Source organism: Nocardia sp. 852002-20019_SCH5090214 (genome assembly GCF_001665865.1).
GTDB lineage: Bacteria > Actinomycetota > Actinomycetes > Mycobacteriales > Mycobacteriaceae > Nocardia > Nocardia nova.
The window spans coordinates 1-11,950 of sequence record NZ_LZMK01000404.1; the positions used below are offsets into that span (position 1 = coordinate 1).

Annotated in this window: 11 protein-coding genes; 4 read left to right on the plus strand and 7 right to left on the minus strand. The window is 65.1% G+C overall.

The window, feature by feature from the left end; genetic code table 11:
- Nucleotides 1-149 precede the first annotated feature (149 nt).
- Nucleotides 150-1,871, plus strand: a complete 1,722-nt coding sequence (gene ctaD, locus A5780_RS33770; RefSeq protein WP_063013271.1) for a cytochrome c oxidase subunit I — start codon at nt 150-152, stop codon at nt 1,869-1,871.
- 1,076 nt (nt 1,872-2,947) lie between these two features.
- On the plus strand, nt 2,948-4,063 hold the full coding sequence (locus A5780_RS33775; protein WP_064911081.1) for a linear amide C-N hydrolase: 1,116 nt from the start codon (nt 2,948-2,950) through the stop codon (nt 4,061-4,063).
- A 508-nt stretch (nt 4,064-4,571) separates the two neighbouring features.
- Here the strand turns inward: A5780_RS33775 and A5780_RS33780 are convergent.
- Nucleotides 4,572-4,775 (minus strand): hypothetical protein, encoded by a 204-nt coding sequence (locus A5780_RS33780; protein ID WP_146102251.1) that lies wholly within the window; start codon nt 4,773-4,775, stop codon nt 4,572-4,574.
- Between the two features lie 324 nt (nt 4,776-5,099).
- Here A5780_RS33780 and A5780_RS33785 point away from each other — a divergent pair, with 324 nt between their 5' ends.
- Nucleotides 5,100-6,056, plus strand: a complete 957-nt coding sequence (locus A5780_RS33785) for a Ku protein (RefSeq protein ID WP_064906495.1) — start codon at nt 5,100-5,102, stop codon at nt 6,054-6,056.
- Nucleotides 6,057-6,250: 194 nt separating this feature from the next.
- Nucleotides 6,251-7,003 carry an RDD family protein gene (locus A5780_RS33790; protein ID WP_064911082.1) on the plus strand — a complete coding sequence of 251 codons (753 nt, stop codon included), beginning with the start codon at nt 6,251-6,253 and terminating at the stop codon, nt 7,001-7,003.
- A 66-nt stretch (nt 7,004-7,069) separates the two neighbouring features.
- On the opposite strand, the gene A5780_RS33795 is transcribed toward A5780_RS33790, so the two are convergent.
- The 6 genes from A5780_RS33795 to sufC form a co-directional block, all read right to left on the minus strand.
- Nucleotides 7,070-8,332, minus strand: a complete 1,263-nt coding sequence (locus A5780_RS33795) for an acyl-CoA dehydrogenase family protein (RefSeq protein ID WP_064911083.1) — start codon at nt 8,330-8,332, stop codon at nt 7,070-7,072.
- Nucleotides 8,333-8,456: 124 nt separating this feature from the next.
- Complete coding sequence (locus A5780_RS33800; protein ID WP_082856945.1) at nt 8,457-8,891, minus strand: DUF4189 domain-containing protein; 435 nt, start codon at nt 8,889-8,891, stop codon at nt 8,457-8,459.
- Nucleotides 8,892-8,990: 99 nt separating this feature from the next.
- Nucleotides 8,991-9,362, minus strand: a complete 372-nt coding sequence (locus A5780_RS33805; protein ID WP_063013282.1) for a metal-sulfur cluster assembly factor — start codon at nt 9,360-9,362, stop codon at nt 8,991-8,993.
- The gene (gene sufU, locus A5780_RS33810) at nt 9,355-9,852 is read right to left on the minus strand and encodes a Fe-S cluster assembly sulfur transfer protein SufU (RefSeq protein ID WP_063013284.1); all 498 of its coding nucleotides are present in this window, start codon (nt 9,850-9,852) and stop codon (nt 9,355-9,357) included. The genes A5780_RS33805 and sufU overlap by 8 nt, the downstream gene beginning before the upstream one ends.
- 46 nt (nt 9,853-9,898) lie before the next feature.
- On the minus strand, nt 9,899-11,158 hold the full coding sequence (locus tag A5780_RS33815) for a cysteine desulfurase (protein WP_064911084.1): 1,260 nt from the start codon (nt 11,156-11,158) through the stop codon (nt 9,899-9,901).
- A 1-nt stretch (nt 11,159) separates the two neighbouring features.
- Nucleotides 11,160-11,936, minus strand: coding sequence for a Fe-S cluster assembly ATPase SufC (gene sufC / locus A5780_RS33820; RefSeq protein WP_036502483.1), 777 nt, complete (start codon nt 11,934-11,936; stop codon nt 11,160-11,162).
- Nucleotides 11,937-11,950: the final 14 nt, after the last annotated feature.

The following is an 11,950-nucleotide window of genomic DNA, read 5'->3' on the forward strand; positions in this document are numbered from 1 at the left end:
CGATGCACCGACAGGTCCGATCGTTCAACGGCCGGGGTACGCACCACCACGCCCGCCGAGGATGTCGACCGAGAGGGGATTCACCGTTGTCTGCAGCGCCCGTCGAAATCCAGCCCGTCCCGCAGGCCGAGCGCCCGTTCCCGGCGCGGATGGGCCCCAAGGGCGCGGCGATGTGGAAGATCGTCACCACCACCGACCCGAAACTGCTCGGCGTCATGTACATCTTCACCGCGATCTCGTTCTTCCTCATCGGCGGGTTGATGGCGCTGCTGATGCGTGCCGAACTCGCACGGCCCGGGCTGCAGTTTCTGTCGAATGAGCAGTACAACCAGTTGTTCACCATGCACGGCACACTCATGTTGCTGTTCTATGCGACACCGATCGTGTTCGGGTTCGCCAACTGCGTGCTGCCGCTACAGATCGGCGCTCCCGATGTGGCGTTCCCGCGGTTGAACGCGCTCAGTTACTGGCTCTACCTGTTCGGCGCCACCGTTGCGACCGCAGGATTCATAACCCCCGGTGGCGCGGCGGATTTCGGGTGGACGGCGTATGTGCCGCTGAGCCTGGCCGTGCACTCCCCCGGCGTCGGCGCCGACCTATGGGTGATGGGGGTGGCGGTCTCGGGTGTCGGCACAATCCTGGGGGCAGTCAACATGATCACCACCGTCGTGTGTTTGCGCGCGCCGGGCATGACCCTGTTCCGGATGCCGATCTTCACCTGGAACATCCTCGTCACCAGCATTCTGGTGCTCGAAGCGTTCCCGATCCTGACCGCCGCCCTGATGGGCCTGGAGGTGGATCGACATCTCGGTGGGCACATCTACGACCCGGCCACCGGCGGCCCGATCCTCTACCAGCATCTGTTCTGGTTCTTCGGCCACCCCGAGGTCTACATCGTGGCGATACCCTTCTTCGGAATCATCACCGAAATCCTTCCCGTGTTCAGCCGCAAACCCGTCTTCGGCTACACCGCTCTCGTGTACGCGACCATCGCCATCGCCGCACTCTCATCAGCGGTGTGGGCGCACCACATGTTCGCTACCGGCGCGGTGCTGCTGCCGTTCTTCTCCCTGATGTCGTTTTTCATCGCGGTACCTACGGGGGTGAAGTTCTTCAACTGGATCGGCACCATGTGGAAGGGGCACTTGACGTTCGAAACCCCGATGCTGTGGTCGCTGGGATTCGTCACCACCTTCCTGTTCGGCGGCCTGTCCGGGGTGCTGCTGGCGAGCCCGCCGCTGGATTTCCACATCACCGACACCTATTTCATCGTCGCGCACTTCCACTACGTGCTGTTCGGCACGATCGTGTTCGCGACCTTCGGCGGCATCTACTTCTGGTTCCCGAAGTTCACCGGCCGCTTCCTCGACGAACGCCTGGGCCGGCTGCACTTTTGGACCACGTTCCTGGGTTTCCACACCACATTCTTGGTGCAGCACTGGCTCGGCGCCGAAGGCATGCCCCGCCGCTACGCCGATTACCTTCCCGCCGACGGGTTCACCACCCTCAACACGATCTCTACGATCGGGTCGTTCATCCTCGGGTTCTCGATGATCACCTTCGTGTGGAACGTGTTCAAAAGCTACCGCTACGGCCAAGTCGTCACCGCCGACGATCCGTGGGGCTACGGCAACTCTCTGGAGTGGGCGACCAGCAGCCCGCCGCCGCGGCACAACTTTTACGAGCTGCCCCGAATCCGTTCTGAGCGACCAGCTTTCGAACTGCACTACCCGCACATGATCGAACGCATGCGCGCCGAATCCCACACCGGCTGGGGATCGGCGGGCCGCAGCCACGCCGCCGCGCTCACCGAGGCCCCGGCAGCGGGCCCGCAGGAATCGAATCGGGCGGATGAGTCCGATGCCGAGTAGATCGCGGCACCCGCAGCCAACCGAGCCACCCGACCGCTGGCCCGGACGCGACGACCCTCCTCTGTTCGGTGATCGGAGGACCACCGCGCCCGGCCGCGGTGGCTGGAGCGCGGGGTTCACCGCCGGTTCCGCGCGGTGTTCACCCGTCGCGGCCAGAGTTCGTCGGCGCCGACATCGAGCCGCCGCCAGAGAGGGTGATGATCGATGACATCGGTGAAGGTGACCTCGTGTGTGAACCTCGTTCGGTTGCGTCATCCTCGAGGGATATGGGCTCAGTGAGACTTCTCCGGCGGCATCGTTGCGCGATGCCACCCCTCCTCCACCTACCACCGACCCGCAGAGATTTCGAAATCAGTCGCGCCACAACCCCGGCCGACATCGATCCGGGGCGAGGCGCGGGCAATGGCTACTCAACTGCTCCACCCGCATCGATCGGGAGATGTGTACCGGGCGGCGTCGGACAGAAGGACCGCCGCCGCGTTGGCGACATCGAGTGACCGAACCCAGTCGACGTTCAGCAGGCTCATCGTCTTCGCCACAGCTGACGCATCCTCTCTGGTCGGACTAGGACCGTCGGGGAAAACGCCGCCACGACACGGTCACAACGCGCTCGATTCTCGCCCCAACCTGGGGCATGTGGTGTCGATGCGGATGTATTCGACTGTTCGCACGCGACCATGGCCTCGATCACCGGCCGCGCCATCGGGGACCGGTCAGCCTGATTTGAGCTTCGACAACCCGATCATTGCAGCTCCAAGGCATCTCCGCCTACTTTCACCAGCTCATCGACCGGTGGATCCGGGCTCAGTGGGCACTGTTTCCATAGGTCGATCTCTGCGGTCACCGCATGTGTGCTCTCGCATCTACACCGCCGCGCGGGCCCGGACACAAAGTGACCGGACCAGCGGCATAGCTGGTCCCAATCTCGGCACGGACGGCCCGGGTTCGTGCCATTCCGAGCAGATCCCTGCCTACCGGGATGGCGTGGCCTAGCATGGCGTCACGGCTTCTCCCTGCCAAATCGGCGCATCCCCAAGGCGATGGACCCATGTCGAGGAGAAAGTGGGACCCATTTCATGTGCACTCGTGTGATCTGGCCGGATGCCGGCGGAGCAGTCATCGTCGGTCGCAACATGGACTTCCACCAGGAGCTGCATACCAACATTTGGAAGCTTCCACGCGGTATCGAGCGCGACGATCGAGTCAGAGGCAAGCTCCGCTGGATGGCCAAGTACGGCAGTGTCGTCTCCGGTGTCTACGACATCCTCTCGGCGGACGGCATCAATGAGAAGGGCATGGCTGGACATGTGCTGTGGCTGGCCGAGTCGGAGTACGGCAAACCCGATGATTCACGTCCTCAATTGGCGATGTCGGTGTGGCTGCAGTACTACCTGGACAACTTCCCCACCGTCGCTGCGGCCGTGGACTGGACCCGGCAGAACGACCCGCAGGTGGTCCCGATGACGGATCCGACCGGCGGTAGTCACCCGGCGATCCACCTCGCGCTGGACGATGCGTCCGGCGACTCCGTGATCCTCGAGTACATCGGCGGCGAACTGAATATTTTCCACAGCCAGGACTACCTCGTGATGACGAATTCACCGACCTATGACAAGCAGCTCGAACTGGTGAAGAATTTCGAGGGGCTCGGCGGCGACGCCCCCTTGCCGGGCACGTGCGATGCTCGCGATCGGTTCGCCCGCGCGTTGTACTACGTGAAACATCAGGTCCAGCCGAAGACCCAGCTGCAGGCCATCGCGGCGATGTACAGCATCATCCACAACGCCGCCCAGCCATTCCGCCTCGCCGAGCCGGGCAAGCCGGACGCCTCGCAGACGCTGTGGCAAACGGTTTGTGACCTGACAAACCTCCGCTACGTCTTCGAGTCGACCACCGCACCCAATATCGTGTGGGTGGATCTGGCCGACCTCGACTTCAGCGAGGGCTCCGGGGTCGCAAAAGTCGACCTGCTGAGCAAGCTCTGCCTCGAAGGCGGGCTGGCCGGCAATGTCGGCAAGGAGTTCAAGAAGCACCACACATTCCATATCGTCTCGATCGAGCAGGCCAAGCTCATCGGCGAAGCCGTTGAAGAGGCGAAGAGCGTTGCCGGCGAGACGAAGCCGATACAGGAACTCGTCACCGAGATGCGCGACGCACTGCTGGTGAAGACGGGGTACATCACCGCCGAGTAGCGCACCGGCCTCGCTCTACGGCAAGCGCGGCCGGTGCCTGACTGGGAGATCGAGCAGATGGCAGACACGTCACCCACGAACACGCTGACCGCCATTGCCGTCCCCCGGGCAAGCCGATAGTCCTGCCGCCACTCACGCCACGCCCACCGGGCGCCAGTTCGACCCGACCGACGAGGCAGGCAGTGTTCACCGCGATGGGTGGTGAGCAACGGCCGAGCGTGGCGGATGCTGTTTGCTCGTTTCGGGGTGACGGCGCAGCTGCACGAGCACGTCACGACCTGCCGGGCATCAGCGACGAAACACCCGATTCACAGCTGGTAATCAGCGTCAATAGCCAACTGCCCTTTAGGAAATCGCAGTTCGGACCCGGTCCCATGTTCACAGTGCCCCGCCGGGGCACACCGAAGATGGGAACGGGACCGGCGCGTCGCGATTGACGCGTTGGTCCACTTCGCCTAACGGGGCGGCTGCTGCTCGTTGACCGGGCGGAAATCGGGGAAGGAGATGCTCAGGCGACGTCGGTGTTGACCATAGTCAGAGACGTCGGCCCGGCGCTGATCGTGAGGGCAGTGAGCGCTTCGGCGAGCACCAATTCGACCTCGGTCGCGAAGTCGGTCACCGTTTTGTCGATCTTGGTCGCCTCGCGGCGGATAACGTCGGCCGATTTCTCTGCGGCAGCGAGCTTTTCGAGTTTGAACAACGCGCTTTGCACCTCATCCGATCCGCCGCCGCACGTTGACCACGTGCGCGCCGACACAGTCGCGACTAATGTTTAGATGCGCATATCCGTATCACAACATTGCGCGCCAGCCAAAGCGGTCAAAACGGCGAATCGACCCTGACGGACGGTTCAGCTGTCGGCGCGAAACGTCTCGAAAATAGCACTGCACGTGGGCAAACGACGTTTGTATCAGGACGTCCACAGGTCCACAAACAGCAACAATCAGCAACCGGCGACACTCACCAACAACCGCGAACCCGCAGGTCGCGCCGCTTCACCGGACAAAACCAACCGGTCATCAGTAGCATCGACTCCATGCGATCGATCTGGAAGGGTTCCATCGCGTTCGGGCTGGTGAATGTTCCGGTGAAGGTTTATACCGCCACCGAGGACCATGACATCAGGTTTCATCAGGTCCACGCCAAGGACGGCGGACGGATCAAGTACGACCGTGTCTGCACGGTGTGCGGGCAGTCGGTGGCCTTCGCGGATATCGATAAGGCGTACGAGTCGCCCGAGGGCGACAAGGTGATTCTCACCGACGAGGATTTCGCGAAGTTGCCGGTGGCCGAGAAGCACGAGATTCCGGTGCTGCAGTTCGTGCCCTCCGAGCAGATCGATCCGATCCTGTTCGACCGCAGTTACTATCTCGAGCCCGACTCCACGACACCCAAGGCGTACGTGTTGCTCGCGAAGACGCTCGATCAGGTGGACCGGGTCGCGCTGGTGCATTTCACGCTGCGGCAGAAGACGCGGCTGGCGGCGCTGCGGGTGCGTGACGGGGTACTGGTGTTGCAGACGCTGCTGTGGCCGGACGAGGTGCGGGCCGCCGAATTCGAATCGCTCGACGATGCCGCCGCGCCGCGCTCGCAGGAGGTCGCGATGGCGCAGACGCTGGTCGACAGCATGTCGGAGGATTTCGATCCCGATCAGTACACCGACGAGTATCAGATCGAGCTGAAGAAGCTGCTCGACGAGGCCATCGAATCGGGATCCGACCGCGTCACCCGCCACGAAGAGGCAGAACCGGCGCAGATGGATGCCGAGGTGGTCGATCTGGTGGCCGCGCTGCAGCGCAGCCTCGAAGCCACCGGCCGCGGTGGGGAATCCGGGAAGTCGAGCCGGGGCCGCGCCTCGAAATCCGCGGCCAAGTCGACCGCGAAGGCAACCACGAAGCGGGCCGCGTCGAAATCCACCGGCAAGTCGGCGAGCAAGTCGACCGCGAAGAAAGCGGCGCCCAAGGCCACGAAACAGACTCGCAAGGGGGCATAGCGCCCCGTCCGCGCCGATTCCGGGACATTCGCCGAATCAGGCAATCGTGAGATATCCGACTGTTCGGCGCGCCCATTGCGCGCGGGTCGGCCATACTTTGGCGGGGCCTGGCGGTTACCGTACGGTGCAATCACAGTTCGACCCGGTCGGGGCCCGGATCGTCCCCGTACCACCAGCTTCCGGAGGAACCACATATGACCAACCCGTCGGACCCGAACGGCCCGTACGGCCAGCCGGGGCAACCGGGCTACGGGTATCCGCCCGCCGGCCCGCAGCCGGGCTACGGCGCACCCCCGCCGGGTTACGGCGCGCCGCCGCCCGGATATGCCGCTCCCCCTCCGGGTTACGGGACACCGCCTCCGGGATACGGTGCGGCACAACCGAATTACGGTGCGCCCGGTTACCCGCCGGCCGGACCCGGATACGGCTATCAGCAGCCGGGATTCGGCCCGCCCGCACCGTACGCCAGCTGGTTCGCGCGCGTCGGCGGCTACCTCATCGACGCGCTGATCGTCGGCGTCCCGCTGGCCATCCTGTACGGGCTCGCGTTCGGGCTCGGCACCAAGGACGTGGACTGCTCGTTCGACGACGACCCGTACAGCTCGTCGTATTCCTACTCCAGCACGTGCACGGGGGGCGGCCTGACCGCGGTCGGCATCATCCTGTTGCTGCTGGCCATCGCCGCGGGTGTGGGCCTCGGACTGTGGCTCATCCATCAGGAGGGCACGACCGGTCAGACGCCCGGCAAGAAGGTCGTCGGCATCCGCGTGATCAAGGAAGCCGACGGTCAGGTGCTCGGTTTCGGCATGGCCTTCGTGCGCAAGCTCTGCCACATTCTCGACAACGCCCTGTGCGGCCTCGGCTACCTGTGGCCGCTGTGGGACGAGAAGAACCAGACCTTCGCCGACAAGATCGTCGGCACCATCGTGGTGCAGGCTCAGAAGTAACGTCGCTACCCAGCGCCTTCACGGCCCCGCGGTTTCCTCACCGGACGCGGGGCCGTTTCGCGCTGCTCACACGCCCTTGGGCGCCCGGGAGGACATGAATCCGAACAGGTAGCCCGCTACTCGCCGCATCTGAATCTCCTCCGCCCCCTCGGTGATTCGATAGCGGCGGTGGTGGCGGTAGATGTGTTCGAAGGGCTGGTGGCGGGAATAGCCGAGGCCGCCGAACACCTGCATGGCGCGATCGGCTGCCTCACAACACAATCGGTTGGCCCAGTAATTGCACATCGACACCTGTTCGGACGCGGCGAAGGTGCCGTGCCGATCCATGGTCCAGGCGGTCTTGTGGATCAGCGTGCGCAACATCTCGCACTGGGTGTGCAATTCGACCAGCGGGAACTGGATCGCCTGATTCTCGGCGAGCGCTTTGCCGAAGGGCTTGCGCTCCTTGGCATACGCCACCGCCCGGTCGATGCAGTATTGCGCCGCTCCGAGACTCGACGCCGCCTGGCGAATCCGGTTCTCGTTGAAGAAGTGCTGGACCACCGCCAGACCGCGGCCCTCGGGTCCGAAGACGGCGTCGGCGCCGACGCGCACATCGCGCAGGGTGACCCGCCCGTGATCGGTGGGCATGTTGAAGGTCCACAGATATTCCTCGACCGTGAATCCACGGGTATCGCGTGGCACCAGGAATGCGGTAATACCGGTGCCGTCACCCGCCTCGCCGGCGGTGCGCGCGAAGATCAGATCGGCGTCGGCGGTGTGAATGCCGGTATTCCAGGTCTTTTCGCCGTTGATCACCCAGCCGTCGCCGTCGCGCACCGCGCGGGTGTCCATATGCGTGGCGTCGGAACCGTGTTCGGGTTCGGTGATGCCGAAGGCGAAGAATTTCGTGCCCGCCGCCAGGCCCTCCACCCACTCCGCCTGCTGTTGCGGCGAACCGTATTCCAGCATCAGCAGCAGGCCCACGTTGTTGGCGACCACGGCATGTTCGTTCTGCAGATCGCAGTGCAGGCCGAGTCCCCGGCGGGCGAGGTGTTCGCGGATGACGGCCATATCGAGGTTGTCGCCGCCGCGGCCGCCGTATTCGGGTGGGAATGCGTAGCGGTAGTGCCCGGCGGCATCGGCTCGGCGGCGGGTCTCGGCGAGCAACTCCTCCCACTCGGCGCTGGGCAGCCCGCCGCGATCCCAGTCGGTGCGCGCGTCCTCTCGGCGGTGGTCGAAGAAGCGGATGTTGTCGTTCTCGCGTTCGAGCGGCACGATCTCACGGTCGATGAAGGCATCCAGTTCGGCCAGATAGTCGCTGAGCTCGGAGGGTATGTCGAAATCCACTGCTGCTCCTACCGTTTCGGCCGGTCCTGCAATTCGGCCCTCACGATATCGCGCAGCAGGCCTTCCCGGGGAGAACCACGGCGGCCGACCTGGAATCAGGTCGGCCGCCGCGGGTGTGAAACGTTCAGTGCGCGTTCGCGGTGCAACTGCTCAAGGCGATGTTCGCCGGGCGCGGGATCGCGCTCCCCAGGTCGGGGAACGGCGGGGCGCTCGGCCCCAGGAAATCCCTCGCCTGCTTCTCCGCCTCGACCTGGGTCGGACCCCAGCCGACCGCGATCCGGCCGTCCGCTCCCTGGGCGACAGCACCGCAGCCGTTGCTGAAATCCAAGATGACGCGGCAATCACCGCGGCCGCAGTGCGCCCGGGCCGCGGCATCCGCGCTGGGCGCGTCGGCGAAATTGGTGGCCGCGGCGACCACTCCGCTGCTGTCGGAGTAGGCGATCGCACCGTGCAGGTCACCGTCGGCCTGAGCCGAACCGGCGGCACCGGCCACCGCGAAACCCGCACCGGCCATCACCGCGACGGCCGCCGAGCGGACGCGCGTAAACATATGGGACATCCGTGAATCCACCCCGTTCGAGTCTGCGTACTGGACGCAGGCGATCCTGCTCCACGGCGAACCCGGATGTCCACTTCGCCCCCTACCCGGTGACGAGAATCAGACCGTGAAGCCCAGTGCGCGCAGCTGCTCGCGGCCGTCGTCGGTGATCTTGTCCGGACCCCACGGCGGCATCCAGACCCAGTTGATCTTCAGATCCTCCACCAAACCGCTGCGTACCAGCGCGTTTCGCGACTGGTCCTCGATGACGTCGGTGAGCGGGCAGGCCGCGGAGGTGAGAGTCATGTCGAGGACGGCCACGTCCTCCTCGACCCGCATCCCGTAGACCAGTCCCAGATCGACCACGTTGATGCCGAGTTCGGGGTCGACGACGTCACGCATCGCCTCTTCCATATCCTCGAGCAGCGCGATCTGCTCCTGGGACAGTTCGGCCCCGGTGTCCGTCTGTTCGGTTGCCGGCGTCTCAGTCATGACGTTCCCCATTTCCCGCGGACCTGTTGCCCATGGTCCGCTTGGTCTCTTCGGCCGAGGTTATCCGCACCACGGCGTCCTTGAACGCCATCCAGCCCAGCAGGGCACATTTCACCCGGGCCGGATATTTCGACACACCGGCCAGCGCGATGCCGTCGCCGATCATGTCCTCGTCGCCCTCGACCGTGCCGCGGCTCGAGATCATCTCGCTGTAGGAGTCGACCACCTTCAGCGCCTGCTGCACGGGCTGGCCGATGACCTGATCGGTGAGGATCGAGGTGGCGGCCTGGCTGATCGAGCAACCCTGCCCGTCGTAGGACACATCGGCGACGTCACCGTTGTCGTCGATGTGCACCCGCAGGGTCACCTCGTCACCGCAGGTCGGGTTGACGTGATGCACCTCGGCACCGAACGGCTCCCGCAGCCCGCGATGGTGCGGATGCTTGTAGTGGTCCAGGATCACTTCCTGGTACATCTGTTCCATACGCATTGCGAAATCTCACGCCCCGTTCACTGGTCGCTCGCGCTCACCGGATTCAACGGTCGGCCACACCGAAGAATTTCTGTGCCTTACGGACCGCGGCCACCAGCGCCTCCACCTCGTCGAGGGTGTTGTAGACCGCGAAGGAGGCCCGGGCGGTGGCGGGTACGACGAGCCGGCGCATCAGCGGCCAGGCGCAATGGTGCCCGACGCGGATGGCCACGCCCTCGTCGTCCAGGATCTGGCCCACGTCGTGCGGGTGGATTCCGTCGACCACGAACGACACCGCGCCACCGCGATCCACGTTCTCGGTCGGTCCCACGATGTGCACGCCGTCGATCGCGCCGAGTCCCTCCAGGGCGGCGCCGACCAGCGTATGTTCGTGCGCGGCAACGGCGTCCATCCCGATCGCCTCGAGATACCGCACGGCCGCGCCCAATCCGACCACCTGCGAGGTCATCGGCACGCCGGCCTCGAACCGCTGCGGCGGCGCCGCGTAGGTGGTGGCTTCCATGGTGACCGTCTCGATCATGGATCCGCCGGTGATGAACGGCGGGGTCTCCTCGAGCAGGGCGTAGCGGCCGTAGAGCACGCCGACACCGGACGGACCCAGCATCTTGTGCCCGGAGAAGGCGGCGAAATCGATGCCGAGCTCACGGAAGTTCACCGGCATGTGCGGGACCGACTGGCAGGCGTCGAGCACCACCAGGGCGCCGACCGCCTTGGCGCGGCGCACCATCTCGGGCACGTCGGCGACCGCACCGGTCACATTCGACTGATGGGTGAACGCGACGACCTTGGTCGCGGGCGACAGTTCCAGCGAATCCAGATCGATGCGCCCGTCGTCGGTGATGCCGTACCACTTCAGGGTGGCGCCGGTGCGACGCGCGAGTTCCTGCCACGGAACGAGATTCGCGTGATGCTCCAGCTCGGTGATCACGATCTCGTCGCCCGGTCCCACGTGGTACGGGAAGCGGTCGTCGGAGAACGAATACGTCACCAGGTTCAGCGACTCGGTGGCGTTCTTGGTGAAGACGATCTCGTTCGCCTCCACGCCCACGAAGCGCGCGATATCGGCCCGGGCGCCCTCGTAGGCGTCGGTCGCCTCCTCGGCGAGCTGATGCGCGCCGCGGTGCACGGCGGCGTTGGTGTGGGTGAGGAATTCGCGTTCGGCGTCCAGGACGGCCAGCGGTCGCTGCGAGGTGGCCCCGGAATCCAGGTACACCAACGGTTTTCCGTCACGCACCGTCCGGTTCAGGATCGGGAAATCGGCCCTGATCCTGGCGACGTCGAGTGTGCGTGTCACAGCGGTCATATCAGGCTCCCGCGGTCGCGGTCTGGGTGAAGCGGACGTAGCCGTTGGCGTCGAGTTCGTCGGCCAGCTCGGAGCCGCCCTCGGCCACGATGCGGCCGCCCACGAACACGTGCACGAACTGCGGCTGGATGTAGCGCAGGATCCGCGTGTAGTGGGTGATCAGCAGGACGCCGCCGTTCTCGCGCTCCTTGTAGCGGTTGACGCCCTCGGAGACGATGCGCAGCGCGTCGACGTCCAGACCGGAGTCGGTCTCGTCGAGGATGGCGATCTTCGGCTTGAGCAGGCCCAGCTGCAGGATTTCGTGGCGCTTCTTCTCACCGCCGGAGAAGCCCTCGTTGACGCTGCGGTCGGCGAAGGCGGCGTCGATTTCCAGCTCGCCCATCGACTCCTTGACTTCCTTGACCCAGTGGCGCAGCTTCGGGGCCTCGCCGCGCACGGCGGTCGCGGCGGTGCGCAGGAAGTTCGACATGGACACACCCGGCACCTCGACCGGGTACTGCATGGCCAGGAACAGGCCGGCGCGGGCGCGCTCGTCGACGGACATGGCCAGCACGTCCTCGCCGTCGAGGGTGATCGAACCCTGGGTCACGGTGTACTTCGGGTGTCCGGCGATGGCGTAGGACAGGGTGGACTTGCCGGAGCCGTTCGGGCCCATGATGGCGTGGGTCTCGCCCGACTTCACGGTGAGGTTCACGCCCTTGAGGATCTTGATGGGCTCGCCGTTCTCGTCGGGATTGGCGACTTCGGCGTGCAGGTCCTTGATTTCGAGGGTGGTCATTGCATTCCTTCTGG

Excerpts from the sequence above, each read along its gene's own strand:
- A5780_RS33775 (WP_064911081.1), top strand. The coding sequence starts at position 2,948 with ATGTGCACTCGTGTGATCTGGCCGGATGCCGGCGGAGCAGTCATCGTC.
- A5780_RS33800 (WP_082856945.1), bottom strand. The coding sequence starts at position 8,891 with ATGTCCCATATGTTTACGCGCGTCCGCTCGGCGGCCGTCGCGGTGATG.
- sufU (WP_063013284.1), bottom strand. The coding sequence starts at position 9,852 with ATGCGTATGGAACAGATGTACCAGGAAGTGATCCTGGACCACTACAAG.
- sufC (WP_036502483.1), bottom strand. The coding sequence starts at position 11,936 with ATGACCACCCTCGAAATCAAGGACCTGCACGCCGAAGTCGCCAATCCC.
- A5780_RS33805 (WP_063013282.1), bottom strand. The coding sequence starts at position 9,362 with ATGACTGAGACGCCGGCAACCGAACAGACGGACACCGGGGCCGAACTG.
- ctaD (WP_063013271.1), top strand. The coding sequence starts at position 150 with ATGGGCCCCAAGGGCGCGGCGATGTGGAAGATCGTCACCACCACCGAC.
- A5780_RS33815 (WP_064911084.1), bottom strand. The coding sequence starts at position 11,158 with ATGACCGCTGTGACACGCACACTCGACGTCGCCAGGATCAGGGCCGAT.
- A5780_RS33785 (WP_064906495.1), top strand. The coding sequence starts at position 5,100 with ATGCGATCGATCTGGAAGGGTTCCATCGCGTTCGGGCTGGTGAATGTT.
- A5780_RS33790 (WP_064911082.1), top strand. The coding sequence starts at position 6,251 with ATGACCAACCCGTCGGACCCGAACGGCCCGTACGGCCAGCCGGGGCAA.